Annotated in this window: 17 protein-coding genes; 15 read left to right on the top strand and 2 right to left on the bottom strand. The window is 65.7% G+C overall.

Translation table 11 applies throughout. The features are described 5' to 3' along the window. Positions 1-75: 75 nt before the first annotated feature. The 7 genes from dnaX (at position 76) to minE (ending at position 5,185) form a co-directional block, all read left to right on the top strand. Positions 76-1,806 carry a DNA polymerase III subunit gamma/tau gene (gene dnaX / locus AC54T3_RS10830; RefSeq protein ID WP_496624625.1) on the top strand — a complete coding sequence of 577 codons (1,731 nt, stop codon included), beginning with the start codon at positions 76-78 and terminating at the stop codon, positions 1,804-1,806. 60 nt (positions 1,807-1,866) lie between these two features. After that, positions 1,867-2,190: a YbaB/EbfC family nucleoid-associated protein gene (locus AC54T3_RS10825; RefSeq protein ID WP_496624623.1), complete on the top strand. Its 324-nt coding sequence runs from the start codon at positions 1,867-1,869 to the stop codon at positions 2,188-2,190. Between the two features lie 37 nt (positions 2,191-2,227). Continuing rightward, complete coding sequence (gene recR / locus AC54T3_RS10820) at positions 2,228-2,824, top strand: recombination mediator RecR (protein WP_496624622.1); 597 nt, start codon at positions 2,228-2,230, stop codon at positions 2,822-2,824. A gap of 30 nt (positions 2,825-2,854) precedes the next feature. Further along, on the top strand, positions 2,855-3,199 hold the full coding sequence (locus AC54T3_RS10815; protein ID WP_496624620.1) for a histidine triad nucleotide-binding protein: 345 nt from the start codon (positions 2,855-2,857) through the stop codon (positions 3,197-3,199). Between the two features lie 25 nt (positions 3,200-3,224). Next, positions 3,225-4,010, top strand: a complete 786-nt coding sequence (gene minC, locus AC54T3_RS10810; protein ID WP_496624619.1) for a septum site-determining protein MinC — start codon at positions 3,225-3,227, stop codon at positions 4,008-4,010. 83 nt (positions 4,011-4,093) lie between these two features. Further along, complete coding sequence (minD, locus tag AC54T3_RS10805; RefSeq protein WP_496624617.1) at positions 4,094-4,903, top strand: septum site-determining protein MinD; 810 nt, start codon at positions 4,094-4,096, stop codon at positions 4,901-4,903. A 3-nt stretch (positions 4,904-4,906) separates the two neighbouring features. Continuing rightward, the gene (minE, locus tag AC54T3_RS10800; protein WP_496624615.1) at positions 4,907-5,185 is read left to right on the top strand and encodes a cell division topological specificity factor MinE; all 279 of its coding nucleotides are present in this window, start codon (positions 4,907-4,909) and stop codon (positions 5,183-5,185) included. Here minE and rsgA read toward each other — a convergent pair. Continuing rightward, positions 5,176-6,198 carry a ribosome small subunit-dependent GTPase A gene (rsgA, locus tag AC54T3_RS10795; RefSeq protein WP_496624614.1) on the bottom strand — a complete coding sequence of 341 codons (1,023 nt, stop codon included), beginning with the start codon at positions 6,196-6,198 and terminating at the stop codon, positions 5,176-5,178. The genes minE and rsgA overlap by 10 nt on opposite strands. Positions 6,199-6,231: 33 nt before the next feature. Next, a complete protein-coding gene (locus AC54T3_RS10790; RefSeq protein WP_496624613.1) occupies positions 6,232-6,519 on the bottom strand; it encodes a cytochrome c in 288 nt (95 codons plus the stop codon). A gap of 115 nt (positions 6,520-6,634) precedes the next feature. Here AC54T3_RS10790 and orn point away from each other — a divergent pair, with 115 nt between their 5' ends. The 8 genes from orn to hflX all read left to right on the top strand — a co-directional run bounded on the left by orn (position 6,635) and on the right by hflX (position 15,775). Beyond that, the gene (orn, locus tag AC54T3_RS10785) at positions 6,635-7,180 is read left to right on the top strand and encodes an oligoribonuclease (protein WP_496624650.1); all 546 of its coding nucleotides are present in this window, start codon (positions 6,635-6,637) and stop codon (positions 7,178-7,180) included. A gap of 87 nt (positions 7,181-7,267) precedes the next feature. Further along, positions 7,268-8,824 (top strand): NAD(P)H-hydrate dehydratase, encoded by a 1,557-nt coding sequence (locus AC54T3_RS10780; RefSeq protein WP_496624611.1) that lies wholly within the window; start codon positions 7,268-7,270, stop codon positions 8,822-8,824. A gap of 2 nt (positions 8,825-8,826) precedes the next feature. Further along, positions 8,827-9,354: a tRNA (adenosine(37)-N6)-threonylcarbamoyltransferase complex ATPase subunit type 1 TsaE gene (tsaE, locus tag AC54T3_RS10775; RefSeq protein ID WP_496624648.1), complete on the top strand. Its 528-nt coding sequence runs from the start codon at positions 8,827-8,829 to the stop codon at positions 9,352-9,354. Between the two features lie 201 nt (positions 9,355-9,555). Continuing rightward, positions 9,556-10,866: an N-acetylmuramoyl-L-alanine amidase gene (locus AC54T3_RS10770; RefSeq protein ID WP_496624609.1), complete on the top strand. Its 1,311-nt coding sequence runs from the start codon at positions 9,556-9,558 to the stop codon at positions 10,864-10,866. Positions 10,867-10,984: 118 nt separating this feature from the next. Continuing rightward, positions 10,985-12,997 (top strand): DNA mismatch repair endonuclease MutL, encoded by a 2,013-nt coding sequence (mutL, locus tag AC54T3_RS10765; RefSeq protein ID WP_496624608.1) that lies wholly within the window; start codon positions 10,985-10,987, stop codon positions 12,995-12,997. Beyond that, positions 12,997-13,929: a tRNA (adenosine(37)-N6)-dimethylallyltransferase MiaA gene (gene miaA / locus AC54T3_RS10760; RefSeq protein ID WP_496624606.1), complete on the top strand. Its 933-nt coding sequence runs from the start codon at positions 12,997-12,999 to the stop codon at positions 13,927-13,929. The genes mutL and miaA overlap by 1 nt, the downstream gene beginning before the upstream one ends. Positions 13,930-14,071: 142 nt before the next feature. Then, positions 14,072-14,323, top strand: a complete 252-nt coding sequence (gene hfq, locus AC54T3_RS10755; protein ID WP_496624604.1) for an RNA chaperone Hfq — start codon at positions 14,072-14,074, stop codon at positions 14,321-14,323. A 93-nt stretch (positions 14,324-14,416) separates the two neighbouring features. Next, complete coding sequence (gene hflX, locus AC54T3_RS10750) at positions 14,417-15,775, top strand: ribosome rescue GTPase HflX (protein WP_496624603.1); 1,359 nt, start codon at positions 14,417-14,419, stop codon at positions 15,773-15,775. Positions 15,776-15,955: the final 180 nt, after the last annotated feature.

Here is a 15,955-nt window from a genome sequence, read left to right as displayed (position 1 = left end):
GCCACCCCCATCCCTGCCCGCCGTTGAACGGCCGTGGATGGTCCTCTGTGCTCAGGCTCGTCCGCAACTGATCTCATGGCCTATCAGGTCCTCGCGCGCAAGTGGCGTCCCCGGTCTTTCGCCGATCTCGTCGGCCAAGAGCATGTGGTGCGCGCGCTGATCAATGGACTGGAGCGCGGTCAGCTGCATCACGCCTACCTGTTCACCGGCACCCGCGGCGTCGGTAAGACCACGCTTGCGCGCATCCTCGCCAAGACGCTCAACTGCGAGCAAGGCGTCGGACCCACCCCGTGTGGAGTCTGCTCGGCCTGCACCGAGATCGATGCCGGCCGTTTCGTCGATCTGCTCGAGGTCGATGCCGCCTCGCGCACCAAGGTCGACCAGACCCGCGAGCTGCTCGATAACGTCCCCTTCGCACCGGTACGCGGTCGCTACAAGGTCTACCTGATCGACGAGGTCCACATGTTCTCGGCGAGCAGCTTCAATGCGCTGCTGAAGACCCTGGAAGAACCGCCGCCGCATGTGAAGTTCGTGCTCGCCACCACCGATCCGCAGAAGCTGCCGGCGACGGTGCTCTCGCGTTGTCTCCAGTTCAATCTGAAGCGGCTGTTGCCGGATCAGATTCGCGAGCGCTTCGTCGGCGTGCTCGAGGCCGAAGGCATCGGCTTCGAGCAACCGGCGTTGCGCCTGCTCGCGCGCGCGGCCGATGGCAGCATGCGCGATGGGCTGAGCCTGTTGGATCAGGCCATCGCCTTTGGCGCCGGTCAGGTGGCGGTCGATGACGTGCGCGCGATGCTCGGCACCGGCGGCGGTGAGCTGACGCTTGATCTGTTGGAGGCGCTGGCGCTGGCCGATGGCGCGCGGGTACTCGCCGAGATCGGCCGCATCGCCGAGCTGACGCCGGATTTTTCCAGCGTGCTCGAGGATCTGCTCGCGGCCTTGCACCGGATCGCATTGGCGCAGCAGGTGCCGGCGACGCTCAAGGGCGATGACCCTGACGACCAGCGCTTGGAGACCCTGGCCGGGCAGCTTGCTGCCGAGGATGTGCAGCTCTATTACCAAGTCCTGCTGACCGGGCAGGGCGATCTCGCCCTGGCGCCTGATCCGCGCGCCGGGCTCGAGATGGTGCTGCTGCGCGCGCTCGCGTTTCGCCCGGCTGCGGTCGGGGAGAGCGGTTTGGCGCCGCCGGCTTCGTCTTCGACGGCACCGCCTTCGTCGCCCGCGACCGGCTCGTGCTCTGGGTCGTCGTCCGACGTCAGGCCGGCCTCCCAAGGCCGGGCTTCGAGCAATGCCGCGAGCCAGGGCGCAACGGATGCTCGACTTGATCCGCCCCCGCCGTCGTCACCAGCACCAGCATCGGCACCGGCACCGGCATCCGCCGCGCCTCGCCCGCAGGGGTTGCACTCGGCCGCTGATTGGGAGCGTCTGGTCGCGAGTATGAATCTGGGGGGGCTGGCATTGGAATTAGCGCGCCATTGCGCGCTCGCCGCTTGGGACGGAGCGCGGCTGCAGTTGGTGCTCGATCCCGGTCATCTGCATCTGCGCACCGCTGGCGCCGAGCAGCGGCTCGGAGCGGCCGTGGCCACGGCCTTGGCGTGCGATGATCTCCGTTTGGAGATCGCGACGGATGCGCCCGCTGCGGAAACCCCGGCGCAGCGGCGCGCGCGCGACGACGCCCGGCAATTGGCCGAGGCGCAACAGACCCTGGCGGCGGACCCGGTTGCACAGCAGCTGCGCGAACGCTTCGAGGGCGAGTGGATACCCGGTACGCTAACGGCCTTGCGCGTCGGGGCCGAAGGTGGATGACGGCGTCGTCCCAGCGTGGCCGAGCCGGATTTTTTGATCATCGATGAGAGAGGTTGAACCATGAAAAATGGATTGGGTGGGATGCTGAAGCAGGCCCAGAAGCTGCAAGAAGAGATGAAGAACTCGCAAGAGCGATTGGCAAACGAGGAGCTGATCGGCGAGGCCGGCGGGGGCATGGTCAAGATCACCATGAACGGCCGCCACGAGGTGAAGCGCGTCGAGGTTGACCCGACGTTGATGGGCGACGATAAAGAGATGCTCGAGGATCTGCTCGCCGCCGCCTTCAATGACGCGGCGCGACGCGTGGCCGAAAAGGCGCAGGAGAGCATGGCGGAGCTGACTGCGGGCTTGCCGTTACCGCCCGGGATGAAACTGCCGTTCTGAGTCGGTCACTGGCCGGCATCATTGACGGTGATCCCTGGTGTCCGATTCCAATCTGCTGAATCAGCTGATCGAGTCGCTGCGGCGCTTACCCGGCATCGGGCCAAAATCCGCGCAGCGCATGGCCTTTCATCTGTTGGAGCGGGATCGCGACGCGGGACGCCAACTGGCGCGGGTGATGGCGGCAGCGATGGAGCGCATCGGGCGATGCGAGCGTTGCCGTACCCTGACCGAGCATCCCCGTTGTCAGATTTGCGCGAACGCGCGCCGCAATGTCAATCTGCTCTGTATTGTCGAGCAGCCTTCGGATATCGTCGCCATCGAGCAGGCAACGGACTACGACGGACTCTACTTCGTGCTGGGTGGTCGCTTGTCGCCGCTCGATGGCATCGGTCCCGAGGAGCTTGGCCTCGATCGGCTCGAGGCGCGCTTCAATGAGCCCGCGCTCGATGAGGCGATCCTGGCGATCAGTCCGACGGTCGAGGGGCTGGCGACCGCGCACTACATCAGCGAGCTGGCGCGTGGCTCGCGTCTGCGACTGAGCCGGATCGCCCACGGCGTGCCGCTCGGTGGCGAGCTTGAGTTCGTCGATGGTGGCACCCTGGCGCATGCATTCGCGGGCCGCCAGGGGCTTTGATCGACACCAACCCGAAAGCGGAGGAGACCCATGTCTGAGACGATTTTCGGCAAGATCGCGAACGCTGAGGTGGAGGCGGACCTGGTCTACGAGGACGATGCGGTGGTGGCCTTCCGCGACCTCAATCCCCAGGCGCCGGTGCATGTGTTGGTGATCCCGCGCAAGCCGATCCCGACGCTGAACGCGGCCCAGGCCGAAGATGCCGAGCTGCTTGGCCGCCTGCTGCTGACCGCCGCCAAGGTCGCCGAGCAGGAGGGCATCGCCGAGCACGGCTATCGCACGGTCATCAACTGCAATGCCGGTGGCGGGCAGACCGTCTATCACCTGCATGTTCATCTCATCGGTGGGCGTGCGTTGCAGTGGCCGCCAGGGTGACCCAGGAACAAGAAGCCTTGAGATCATGTCATTGACCCCCGCATCGCCGGACAACGCGACGCCGAGTGTTGAGTCCAGCCGTGTCGTCGGGCCTGCCTTCGAGCTGAAGGCGGCCGCGTTCACCCTGCCTGTGATTCGGTTGTTGCGCCTGGATATGAATGCGCTGGAGGCGCAGCTGAGGCCGAAGGTTCAGCAAGCGCCAGGCTTTTTCGCGCACACGCCGGTGATCATCGAACTCAGTGCCTTGCCCTCGGTGGAGGAGGACGTTGGCTTCCCGCAACTGATCGGTCTCTTGCGCGGATTGGGCATGATCCCGATCGGTGTCCGAGGCGGCGGTGGCGCCCAGCACGAAGCGGCCAAGGCGATGGAGCTTGCAATCTTGGCGGACACCGTGAAGCCGAATCAGGCCGCGAGCGAGCCCGAGATCAAGGTCGAGGAACTCCCCGTGAGCGGACAGACAGCTGAGCCGCCGGTCGGTATCGAGACCGGCTCGCATCTGATCGATCGGCCGGTGCGCTCCGGGCAGCGCGTCTATGCCGCTGGCGGGGATCTGACGGTGCTTGCGCCGGTCAATTCCGGTGCCGAGCTGATGGCCGATGGCAATATCCATGTCTATGCGCCCATGCGCGGTCGCGCCATGGCCGGACTGCACGGCGATACCACGGCCCGCATCTTTTGCGCCGACCTCCAGGCCGAGCTGGTCTCCATCGCGGGTCACTATCGGGTCAGCGATAAGATTCCGGCCGCGCTCAAAGGCTGCCGAATCCAGGTGTTCCTGGATCATGAGATCTTGCGTATCGAGCCACTGTAGCCAGGCTCCTAGTGGTCGTGGCTCGCACGCGGTTTTGCCATTGGGTCAACACACGAGATCAACACACACAAGGGGAGTCCGACTTGGCCAGAACGATCGTCATCACCTCGGGTAAAGGGGGCGTCGGCAAGACCACGACCGCCGCAGCCATGTCCATGGGCCTCGCCCAGCGCGGACATCGCACGGTGGTCATCGACTTTGATGTCGGGCTGCGGAACCTGGATCTAGTCATGGGTTGCGAGCGGCGAGTGGTCTATGATTTTGCCAACGTCATCAACGGCGAAGCCAATCTGAATCAGGCATTGATTCGTGATAAGCGATGCGAGAACCTGTTTATTCTGCCGGCCTCGCAGACGCGTGATAAGGAGGCCTTGACCCAGGAGGGGGTGGGGCAGGTTCTTGACGAGCTTGGCAAGACCTATGAATACATCGTCTGCGACTCGCCGGCCGGGATCGAGCACGGCGCCCTGATGGCGATGTATTACGCCGATGACGCGGTGTTGGTGACCAACCCCGAGGTCTCCTCGGTGCGCGATTCCGATCGCATGTTGGGTATCCTCTCGAGCAAGTCGCGGCGAGCGCTCGAGAACCAGGAGCCGATCCGTGAGTTCCTGTTGCTCACGCGCTACTCGCCGGAGCGGGTTGCCCGTGGTGAGATGCTCGGGCTCGAGGATGTGCAGGAGATCCTGGCGCTCTACATGCTCGGCGTCATCCCTGAATCCAAGGCCGTCCTGAATGCGTCCAATGCCGGCAATCCGGTGATTCTGGATCAGGAGTCCGATGCCGGTCTGGCTTACAGCGATATGGTGGCCCGCTATCTGGGCGAGGAGCGATCGATACGTTTTCTGGACCCAGAGCGGAAGGGGTTGTTCAGCCGATTATTTAGGGGGTGATTGGTGGGTCTCATCGACTATTTCCGCAACAGTTCCGAGTCCGGCAAGGGGTCGGCCTCCGTTGCCAAGGAGCGGCTGCGGATCCTCGTTGCGCACGACCGCGCCGCGCGTGATCGCCCCTTTTACCTGCCTAAATTACAAGAGGAAATCGTCGCGGTGATCCGTAAATATGTCGCCGTCGATAACGACGCGGTGTCGGTGAGCTATGAGCAAGAGGACAGCCAAGAGATCTTGGAGGTCAACATCATCTTGCCGGAACCCCCGCCTCACTCTCACTCCTGAGTCCGCGCGCCGCCGCGCGTGATGGTCTTGGCCAGTTGATGGAAGGCGCGTAGGCGTGTCGGCGCGATGGCGCCCTCGGCACAGGCGGCGCGGATCGCGCACTCGGGCTCTTGGTGATGCTGACAATTGCTGAAGCGGCAGCGTCCGATGAACGGCCGGAACTCCGGGAACCCCTGCTCCAATTCCGCGCGTTCGATGGCGCCGAGTCGAAAGCTGCGCACGCCGGGGGAATCGATGAGCCGGCCGCCCGACTCGAGCCGGTAGCTGGTGGCCGTCGAGGTGGTATGTCGGCCGAGTCCGGTAGCGCCGGATAAGGCGCCGATCTGTACCTCGAGATCGGGCAGCAGCGCCTGGATGAGGGAGGACTTGCCGACGCCGGATTGGCCGACCAAGATCCCGCAGTGGCCGGCAAAGCGCTGGCGCAGGGGGCCAAGGCTGGGGTCGTGCTTCAGACTCAAGGGCAGCAGCGGATAGCCGATCTCGGCATACGGCTGGAGCGCGTCGAGAAAACACGCGCGCGCTGTCTCATCGAGCAGGTCCATCTTGTTGCAGAGGATCAGCGCCGCGACCCCGATGCGCTCTGCGGCGACCAAATACTGGTCGATCAAGAACCCGGTCGGTGGTGGTTGTGGCGCCACGACGACGATCAGCAGGCCGATATTGGCGGCGAGCGGCTTCTCGGCGCCGCTGGCGTCGGGTCGGCTGAGCAGGGTATCGCGCGGGTGGATCGCGGTGATCACGCCGGCCTGCGGGCCACAGGGTTGCCAAACGACCCGATCTCCGCAGACAGGATGGCCGATGTGCTGTCGGGTGACGCAGTGGTGGCGGTGCGCTTGCTGATCCTCGACGATCAGGTTGGCGCCGTGGCGGACGACGACGAGGCCATCGCGCGCGGCCTCGTCGCCGATCTCGTCGAGCGCAAGCGCGGCGCGCGCCTCGACCTTACTGCGGCGACGCTCCTGAATGTGTTGGATGCGCGTGATCTGTCGCTCCGAGAGACGCCGCCGAGGCATGTGCGAGCCGTCCGTTCGCGCTCAACCCTGGGCTCAAGGCTCGAAGTTGTAGTATTTGCGGTTGAGCAGTGTGGTGACGGCGTCGACCTGGTCATCGAACCAGGTCAGCTCGAGGTTTTGTTCGCACATCCGCACCTGGCCGTGCAAGGCGTCGAGCGACTCGACGCGGCGCTCGTCACGCGTGTAGACCTCGGTGCCGTGGCAACTGGTGCAGTTCTGATCGACTAGCGCTTGCGCGTCGACCGCCTCTTCGGCCTGGGCTCCGAGACTGGCTGTCAGGAGTGATGCAAGGACAAGGCTCGGCATGGATGGTTGGATCATGAGATTCTCCGCAAGATCGGTGGTCAATCTGTGACGTTGGGCAATGAGACTTTGAGCGATTGAGGCTCACTGATGCAAGTGCGGCATCGAGCCGCCTTTCAAACCCTGTGGAGTGATTGTGGTAAACCAAGAGAACCTGATCTGGATCGATCTGGAGATGACCGGGCTTGATCCGTTGCGCGACCAGATCATCGAGATCGCCACCCTGGTGACCGACACCCATTTGCACATCCTCGCCGAGGGGCCGGTGATCGCCATCCATCAGCCCGAGCATGTGCTAGCGGCCATGGACGAGTGGAACCGCGACCACCATGGCCAATCAGGCTTGCTCGAGCGGGTGCGCGCCAGCAGCGAGGACGAGCGCTCGGCCGAGCGACAGACACTGGCGTTCCTTGAGGTCTGGTGCAAGACTGGGGCCTCGCCGCTATGCGGAAATAGCATCTGTCAGGATCGCCGGTTCCTGGCCCGTTGGATGCCGCAACTCGAATCCTTCTTCCATTATCGTAACCTGGATGTCAGCACGGTGAAGATTCTAGCGCAGCGCTGGGCACCGCAGGTGGCCGAGGCGGTCAAGAAGGAAGGCGCCCATCTAGCGCTGTCCGATATCAAGGAATCGATTGCCGAGCTGGCGCACTATCGCGCCGCGCTCTTGCGGCTCTGATGGGGCGCGGTCTGTCATCGGCGTGGGTTGGCCCTGCGCCCTCGACTGATCCCAAGTAGGCGCCGACCCTGGCGCTGGAGGAATGACATGACGCGTCCGTTACCCGACAGGCAACAGCTCCCCCGGGCGCTCTATCGCGCCGCGCAGGTCAGGGCCTTGGATCAGGCCGCGATCGAGCAAGAAGGGATTGCCGCCGAGCAACTGATGGAGCGGGCCGGGGCTGCGGCGTTCTCGGCATTACGCGCGCGCTGGCCGCAAGCGGGCTCGATCGTGGTCCTCGCCGGTGCTGGCAATAACGGCGGTGATGGCTATGTACTCGCCCGGCTCGCGCATCAACACCGGCTCGGGGTGCGCCTGCTGACGCTGGGTGAGCATGATCATCTCAGCGGCCCGGCCTTGGCCGCCGCGCGCGCCTACCGGGATGCGGGCGGTAGCGTCGAGCCCTTTACGCGACTGCCGCCCGATGCTGAGCTGATCGTCGATGCCCTACTGGGCACCGGTCTCGAGCGGCCAGTGAGCGGGCGCTGGGCGGATGCGGTGGCGCAGTGCAATGCGGCGCGGACGCCGGTCCTGGCGCTCGATATTCCTTCCGGCTTGCATGCCGATAGTGGTCGCGTGTTGGGCGTTGCGGTCGAGGCCGCAGTCACCATCAGTTTCATCGGCCTCAAGTGTGGTCTTTTCACCGGCCGTGGTCCCGATTATTGCGGCGAGATTTGTTTTGATGCGCTGCGGGTGCCGGCGCTGATCTACGCGAGCGAGATCCCGGCCGCGCGTCGCATCGACTGGCATCAGCAACAGCGGTTGCTGCCACCGCAGCGTCGCAGCGCGCACAAGGGGGACCTGGGGTTTCTGTTGGTGGTCGGTGGTGATGCCGGCATGAGCGGCGCGCCCCGGCTGACGGGGGAAGCGGCCTTGCGCACGGGTGTCGGTCGCGTCGCCATCGCGACGCATCCAGCGCATGCGGCGGTGCTGAACCTGAGCCGGCCGGAGCTGATGGTGCATGGAATTGCCGAGCCGAACGCGGCTGAGACCGCGCCTGAGACCGCGATGGATCACGCCCTGTCGCGCGCGACCGTGGTCGCGCTCGGGCCGGGGCTGGGGCAGGGTACTTGGGGCCAGGCCCTCTATCAGCGCGTGCTCGCGGCCGACATCCCGCTGGTACTGGATGCCGACGGACTCAACCTGCTCGCCCAGTCGCCACGGCGTCGCGAGGACTGGGTGCTGACGCCGCACCCCGGTGAGGCCGCACGGCTGCTCGGTCGCTCGATCGCCGAGGTCGAGGCCGATCGCCCGGGCGCGGTGCGGCAACTGCAGGCGCGCTATGGCGGAGTCGTGGTGCTGAAAGGCGCCGGCAGCCTGATCCAAGGCCCCGGGCCGCGCCCGAGCGCCCTCTGTATCGACGGCAACCCAGGCATGGCCAGCGCTGGCATGGGCGATGCGCTCACCGGCATCATTGCCGCGCTCCTCGGGCAGGGGCTGGAGCCGGTCCTAGCGGCCGAGGTGGGCGTCTGCTTGCACGCGGCGGCTGGCGATCGTGCGGCCAAGCAGGGTGAGCGCGGCCTGATCGCGAGCGATCTGATCGCCGCCTTGCGGCCCTTGCTCGGGTTGACCGAGAGACGGGCCGACAGACAGCCCGAGAGATGATGATGCGTCACGCACAGGCTCCGATCACACTCGAGGTGGCCGGCGAGGCCGCGCAGCTCGAGTTCGGCGCGCGCCTCGCCACGCTGCTTCGGTCGTACTGCGGCGTGATCTATCTGCACGGCGAGCTGGGCGCCGGGAAGACCACCTTAGTGCGCGGTCTGCTGCGCGGGCTCGGTTATCAGGCGCCCGTGCGCAGCCCGACCTATACCCTGATCGAGCCCTATGAGGCGGTTGAGCCCCCGGTGGTACATCTAGACCTCTATCGCCTGGCCGATCCCGAGGAGCTTGACTATCTCGGGCTACGCGACCTGCTCGAGCGTCCCGGCTTGATCCTGGTCGAATGGCCCGAGCGGGGCGCTGGCGCGCTGCCACCGGCGGATCTCGAGTTGTTCATTGAGTATGCCGGGGGGCCTGGCGGGGAGCATGCTGCGGATTACGCAGCAGGACATGCTGGCGAACGTCGTCGGATCAGGCTCGCCGCGTGCCCGCAATGGGCGCCCCTGCTGGCGGCCTTGGCGCGCGCCGATTGAGCGGCGCTCACGTCCAGTGGCATCAGCGCTACAGTGAACTCGAGACGTCGTCAAGAAACCCTTCCAAGCAGCCGTTCAGACTTGGAAAAGTCGCGCGCGACGACTATGCTCTAAGAGGTAAAAATGCCACCGTACACAGGGTGGCCGCGACGACGGATGGGTGCCTCACGCATGCTTTGGATGCTGGTTCGATACAGTCTTTTGATCAGTCTCATGGGCCTGAGCGGTTTGGCCTTTGGCGAACAGGTCGGTGTCGATGGCGCGCGCATGTGGAACGGGCCTGAGTACACGCGCTTCGTCGTCGACCTGGCGGGGCCGATCGAGCACAAGGTCTTCGCGCTGGAGAATCCGGATCGGCTCGTCGTCGATCTCATCGATGCCCGTCTCGAGGCCGACCTCCCCGCGCCCGCTGGCGATGATCGCGTGGTTGCCGGTCTGCGCAGTGGGGTGCGCGCGGGCGATGATCTGCGCATCGTGTTGGATCTCAAGCAGCCGGTGCGCGCGAAAAGCTTTCAACTGGCACCGAACAAGACCTACGGCCACCGCTTGGTGATCGACTTATCGCCGCGCGCACAAGCGGCGGGCGAGCAGCCATCGTTACCGGACCCGCGTCCGGCGAGGCGCGATCTGGTCATCGCCGTCGATGCCGGCCACGGCGGCAAGGACCCCGGCGCCGTCGGGCCGAACGGGACGCGCGAGAAAGACATCACCCTGGCCATCGCGCGCAAGCTCGCCACCCGCATCGACGCCCATCCCGGCATGCGTGCGGTGCTGGTGCGCAACGACGATCGCTTCATCAGCTTGCGGCAGCGCATCGCGATCGCGCGCAAGCACCGCTCGGACCTCTTCGTCTCGATCCATGCCGACGCCTTCCATGATCGGCGCGTGCGCGGTTCCTCGGTCTTCACCCTCTCGGCCGGCGGCGCCACCAGCGAGGCCGCGCGCTGGCTAGCCGAGCGTGAGAACCGCGCCGATCTCATCGGCGGCGTCGATCTCAAGCAACGCGATGATCTGCTCGCCTCGGTGCTGATCGAGATGAGTCAGAACGCCACCATCGAACTCAGCAGCATCGCGGCCGCCAAGGTCTTGGCCAAGCTGCAGCGGCTCGGCGAGGTGCATCAGCAGCGCATTCAGCAAGCCGGCTTTGCGGTGCTCAAGTCGCCGGATATTCCATCGATGCTGGTCGAGACGGCCTTCATCTCGAATCCAGATGAAGAGAAGCGCCTGCGCGATACGCGCTACCAGAACAGGCTGGCTGCGGCCATCCTCGAGGGCATTGTCGAGTTTTTCGACGAGTATTCCCCGCCGGGAACGCATTTTGCCGAGTCCACCCCGAGCGCGCTGTCGAAGGCGGCGACGGCAAGCGCCCGGCGCTATCGCATCCAGTCCGGCGATACCCTCTCGGAAATCGCACGCAATCACAATGTCAATCTGAGCGTCTTGCGCGATCTCAACCAGCTCCAGGGCGACCAGATCCGTTCCGGCCAGGTGCTGATCATCCCGGGCAGCTGAGTTCAGCGCCAAACTCCAGGGCGCTGGCGGGCGAGATCCCGTGAGCATCGAGGGGGCAGCGGCGAGCCGGCGCGCAAGACGGCTTGCCGTGCCGCCGGGTTTCTGCTTCCATCGACAGATGTCACGTATTCGTCTGTTACCACCACTGCTCATCAATCAGATCGCCGCTGGCGAGGTCATCGAGCGCCCGGCCTCGGTGGTCAAGGAATTGCTCGAGAACAGCCTCGACGCCGGCGCCCGCGAGATCCAGGTCGAACTCGAGCAGGCCGGGATCAAGCGCATCCAGGTACGCGATGATGGCGACGGGATCGGGCGCGAGGATCTGATCCTGGCGGTCTCCCCGCATGCCACCAGTAAGATCAGCAGCCTGGAGGATCTCGAGGCCGTCGCCAGCCTCGGGTTTCGCGGCGAGGCCCTGCCGAGCATCGCGTCGGTGGCGCGGCTCGAGCTGATCTCGCGCGCTCGGAGGGCCGAGCATGGCTGGCGGCTGCGAGCCGATGGCACCGATACCCTTGAGGCTCCCGAGCCGGCCGCGCATCCGGTTGGCACCTCGGTCGAGGTCCGGGATCTGTTCTATCGGATCCCGGCGCGGCGTAAGTTCCTGCGCACCGAGCGCACCGAACTCGGCCACATCGAGCAGTTGATTCGGCGCATGGCGCTGGCTCGCGCCGATGTCGCCTTTCGCGTGCGGCACAACGGTCGCGAGCTGTTCGATCTGCGCGCCGATGCCGAGGCGTCGCCGCTGCCAGCTACCACAGCGCCGTTGCCGGCTGCCGAGACGTCTGCGCTGCGGCCTCTCGAGACAGCGCCGCTGCTGGCTGGTGCCCGCAGCGAGCGCCTAGAGACCCTGCTCGGCGATGCCTTTGTGCAGCAGGCGCTGAGGATTGACGAGCAAGCTGTGGGTCTGGCGCTGAGCGGCTGGGTGGCGCGGCCGGCGTTCTCGCGCAGCCAGGCCGACCTGCAATTCTTCTTTGTCAACGGCCGCATGGTGCGCGACAAGCTGGTTGCGCACGCGGTTCGGCAGGCGTTTCAAGATGTGCTGCATCATGCGCGCCATCCGGCCTATGTCCTCGATCTGCGGCTCGATCCACGGCAGGTCGACGTGAACGTCCATCCAGCCAAGCAGGAGGTGCGGTTCCGCGAGGGACGGCAGGTGCACGATTTCCTGTTTCGCAGCCTGCATCGGCGGCTTGCCGAGGGCGCGACGCCGAGCCATCAGCAAGCCGATAGCGGGTTGCCGGAATGGCCTGAAGGGCGGCGCCCCGCCGAACCCGCAAGCAGCGCGCCGGCCCCGAGTCAGCCTCAGTCACGCGCCCCGAGCCAGCCTCGGCTCCCCTTGCGGGTGAGCGATGGTCGCAGCGCCTATGCGGCGGCCTTGGCCCTGCAGATGCCCGATACCAATGCTGATGACGATGCCGATGCCGCAGGGTTGCTGAATACCCAGCAGGCCAATCCTCCGCTGTCGAGCCCGCTGCCGAACCCCTTCTCGGATTCATTATCCAACCCGGCCGCCAATGAAGCCGATGGCCTCGGCCAAGACTCCGATCTGCCGCCGCTCGGTTATGCGATCGGGCAGTTGAACGGGGTCTTCATCCTGGCACAGGTGGACGATGGGCTGATCCTGGTGGATATGCACGCGGCCCATGAGCGTATCGGCTATGAGCGGCTGAAGGCGAGCTGGAGCCAGGGTGATGTGCAACAACAGCCGCTGTTGGTGCCGATTGCGCTCGCGGTCTCGGCGCGCGAGGCCGATCTTGTCGAAGAGCAGCAGGCGCTGCTGGCAAGGCTTGGCGTCAGTGTCGATCGCACCGGGCCGCAACGCCTGCTGCTGCGCGCGATTCCGGCGATCCTCGGCGGCGCCGATGGCGAGCAACTGCTACGCGATCTGCTGGCCGATCTGCTCACCGAGGGCTCGAGTGATCGTCTGCGCGCCGCGATCGACCAGGTGCTCTCGACCATGGCGTGTCACGGCTCGGTGCGGGCCAATCGGCAGCTGACCTTGCCGGAGATGAATGCGTTGCTGCGGGCGATGGAGCGCACCGAACGTGCCGATCAGTGCAATCATGGCCGCCCGACCTGGATCAAGCTCTCGCATCAGGATCTGGACCGATTGTTCTGGCGCGGGCGCTGATGCGGCCGCCGGCGATCTTCGTCACTGGCCCGACCGCGTCCGGCAAGACCGAGTTGGCGCTGGTGTTGGCTGAGCGCTTGCCCTGCGAGTTGATCAGTGTCGACTCGGCGATGGTCTATCGCGGCATGGATATCGGCACCGCGAAGCCGAGTCCGAGCGTGCTGGCGCGCGTTCCACATCGTCTGGTGGATATTTGCGACCCGAGCGAGGCCTATTCGGCGGCGCGCTTTCGCGAGGATGCGCTGATGGCCATGTCCGAGATCACGGCCGCCGGGCGCGTGCCGCTGTTGGTCGGCGGGACCATGCTCTACTGGCGCGCGCTCGTCGGCGGTCTCTCGGCGTTGCCCGCCGCCCACCCCGAGATCCGAGCGGTCCTCGCCGAGCGTCACGCGCGCGAAGGGGCTGCGGCGATGCACGCCTGGCTCGCCGAGGTGGACCCGGCGAGCGCGGCCAAGGTGCATCCCAATGACCCGCAGCGGGTGCAGCGGGCGCTTGAGGTGTTCCTGGTCAGCGGACGTCCGATGAGCGAGCTTTGGCGTCGAGAGGGCGGTGCCGCGTTGCCGTATCGGGTGTTGATCCTGGTGCGCTCGCCCGCCGAGCGCGCGACCCTGCATCAGCGCATCGCCGCGCGCCTGCAGGCGATGTGGGCGGCTGGCTTCGAGGAGGAGGTGCGCCGCCTGTATGCGCGTGGCGACCTCAACGCCGAGCTTCCCGCGCTGCGCTCTGTGGGCTATCGTCAGCTCTGGGCCTATCTGAGTGGCGCGCTGAGTTGGGAGCAGATGCAGGAGAGGGCATTGATCGCGACCCGACAGTTGGCCAAGCGGCAATATACCTGGCTGCGGGCCGAGTCCGAGGGCCGTTGGCTCTGGGAGGGCGCGCGAGTCGAGCAGGAGGCGCTGGCGCTTGTCGAGGCCTTTCTCGACCGGCAATAGTGGTCGTTGATGGCGGTGGTGGTCAGTAAAACCACCGAGACACGCGCTTTCGGCTCTGTGCTATCTTCCGTGACTTTACCGGATTCGTCTCATGCGCCGCCGTGGTGACACCGGTCCGTGACAACAACAAGGAGAAGCGCCCATGTCCAAGGGGCAGAGTCTGCAAGATCCGTTTTTGAACGCCTTGCGCAAAGAACGCGTTCCGGTCTCGATCTTTTTGGTGAACGGCATCAAGTTGCAAGGACAGATCGAATCGTTCGACCAATTCGTCGTGCTGCTAAAGAACAACGTCAGCCAAATGATTTACAAGCACGCGATCTCGACCGTGGTGCCGACCCGCAACGTCAAGCTTCCGCAGCCGCAAGAGGATGCGATCGAGGAGGACGAAGGCTGATCGCGCTTTTCGCACAGCAACGGCCGCAATTTGCACGCCACCGACTCGCAAGCCACCGGCCAGATCTGACGCCCCCTGCCTCTGGGTGGCCTCATGTTTGAGCGCCCAAAGGCTGGTGAACGCTCGGTGCTGGTTCAGATCGCGATGGGTCAGAGCGTCGCGGCCGATGCGGTCGAGGAGTTTCGACTCTTGGCCCAGGCGGCCGGGGCCGAGATCGTCGGCACCTTGGGCGGCTCCCGCGAGACGCCGGATCCACGGCTGTTCATCGGCTCGGGCAAGGCCGAGGAGCTGCGCGCGCTGGTCGAGGCCACGGCGGCCGAGCTGGTGATCTTCGATCATGCGCTGAGCCCGGCTCAGGAGCGTAATCTGGAGCGCCTGCTCGCCTGTCGCGTGGTCGACCGCAGCGGGTTGATCCTGGACATCTTCGCCCAGCGCGCGCGCTCGGCCGACGGTAAGCTGCAGGTCGAGTTGGCGCAGCTCAAACATCTCTCGACCAGGCTGGTGCGCGGCTGGACCCATCTGGAGCGGCAGAAGGGTGGCATCGGGCTGCGCGGACCCGGTGAGACCCAGCTCGAGACCGACCGCCGACTCTTGGGGCGGCGCATCGCACTGCTCAACGACAGGCTCAGCCATGTCGAGACCCAGCGCGAACAGGGCCGCCGCGCCCGCGATCGCGCCGAGGTGCCGACGCTGTCATTGGTGGGCTATACCAACGCCGGTAAGTCGACCCTGTTCAATCGCTTGACCGCAGCCGGCGTGTTCCAGGCCGATCAACTCTTCGCGACCCTGGATCCGACGCTGCGCCGGCTGTCGCTCCCGGAGGGTCCGGCGGCGGTCCTGGCCGATACGGTCGGATTCATCAACGGCCTGCCGCATGAGCTGGTCGCGGCCTTTCGCTCGACGCTGCAGGAGACGCGTGAAGCGGCGCTCCTGTTACACGTCATCGATGCCGCCTCGCCGGAGCGCGAGCGCCGCATCCGCGATGTCGACGCGGTGTTGAGCGAGATCGGCGTGCAAGACTGTCCGCAATTGTTGGTCTACAACAAGATCGATCTGGTTGCGGATCGTCCGCCGCGCTTGGATCGCGATGCCAAGGGGCAGGTCTGGCGTGTCTGGATGTCGGCGCAGACCGGTGCGGGCGTGGATCTGCTGGCGCAGGCCCTGAGCGAGCGCTTGCGTGGCGAACTGGTGCGCGAAGCGCTGCTGCTTGGGCCGAGTGACGGCGCCCTGCGCGCCTGGTTGTTCGAGCACGCGCGCGTTCTGCAAGATGCCGGGACCGAACAGGGCGGTTGGCGCATGGATGTCGAGCTGTCGCGCCACCAGTTCGAGCGTTCGCTGCAAGGCGATGCGCGCTGGCGGCGGTGCCGACTCGAGCCTGAAGAAGGCGCATCGACATCGGCCGGGGAACGAGCGGACGCGAATGCGGTCCTCGATCAGGTCAGCGGTGGCTAAGGCGCGCGGGTTCATCCAGCGGCTGATCGCTGGCTGATCGCTTGACCGGCCGGCGTTGTCGGACAGGGCGGCGGCCACGTACAATGCTTGGTTTTGGTCGAGTGCCTGTCCTTGATAAGCGAGGAGCGGGCGGCATTTCATCAACAGCGGCGTCAACCGTCGGCTGGCAACTGTCACGAC

It is taken from the genome of Halochromatium sp. NSM3 (genome assembly GCF_059621085.1).
This window is presented reverse-complemented; position numbering and strand designations above follow the sequence as displayed.

Bases quoted from the DNA above. Each gene is read 5' to 3' on its own strand.
- dnaX (WP_496624625.1), top strand. From the start codon at position 76: ATGGCCTATCAGGTCCTCGCGCGCAAGTGGCGTCCCCGGTCTTTCGCC.
- AC54T3_RS10825 (WP_496624623.1), top strand. From the start codon at position 1,867: ATGAAAAATGGATTGGGTGGGATGCTGAAGCAGGCCCAGAAGCTGCAA.
- AC54T3_RS10815 (WP_496624620.1), top strand. From the start codon at position 2,855: ATGTCTGAGACGATTTTCGGCAAGATCGCGAACGCTGAGGTGGAGGCG.
- minC (WP_496624619.1), top strand. From the start codon at position 3,225: ATGTCATTGACCCCCGCATCGCCGGACAACGCGACGCCGAGTGTTGAG.
- rsgA (WP_496624614.1), bottom strand. From the start codon at position 6,198: ATGCCTCGGCGGCGTCTCTCGGAGCGACAGATCACGCGCATCCAACAC.
- AC54T3_RS10790 (WP_496624613.1), bottom strand. From the start codon at position 6,519: ATGATCCAACCATCCATGCCGAGCCTTGTCCTTGCATCACTCCTGACA.
- AC54T3_RS10780 (WP_496624611.1), top strand. From the start codon at position 7,268: ATGACGCGTCCGTTACCCGACAGGCAACAGCTCCCCCGGGCGCTCTAT.
- tsaE (WP_496624648.1), top strand. From the start codon at position 8,827: ATGCGTCACGCACAGGCTCCGATCACACTCGAGGTGGCCGGCGAGGCC.
- mutL (WP_496624608.1), top strand. From the start codon at position 10,985: ATGTCACGTATTCGTCTGTTACCACCACTGCTCATCAATCAGATCGCC.
- miaA (WP_496624606.1), top strand. From the start codon at position 12,997: ATGCGGCCGCCGGCGATCTTCGTCACTGGCCCGACCGCGTCCGGCAAG.
- hfq (WP_496624604.1), top strand. From the start codon at position 14,072: ATGTCCAAGGGGCAGAGTCTGCAAGATCCGTTTTTGAACGCCTTGCGC.
- hflX (WP_496624603.1), top strand. From the start codon at position 14,417: ATGTTTGAGCGCCCAAAGGCTGGTGAACGCTCGGTGCTGGTTCAGATC.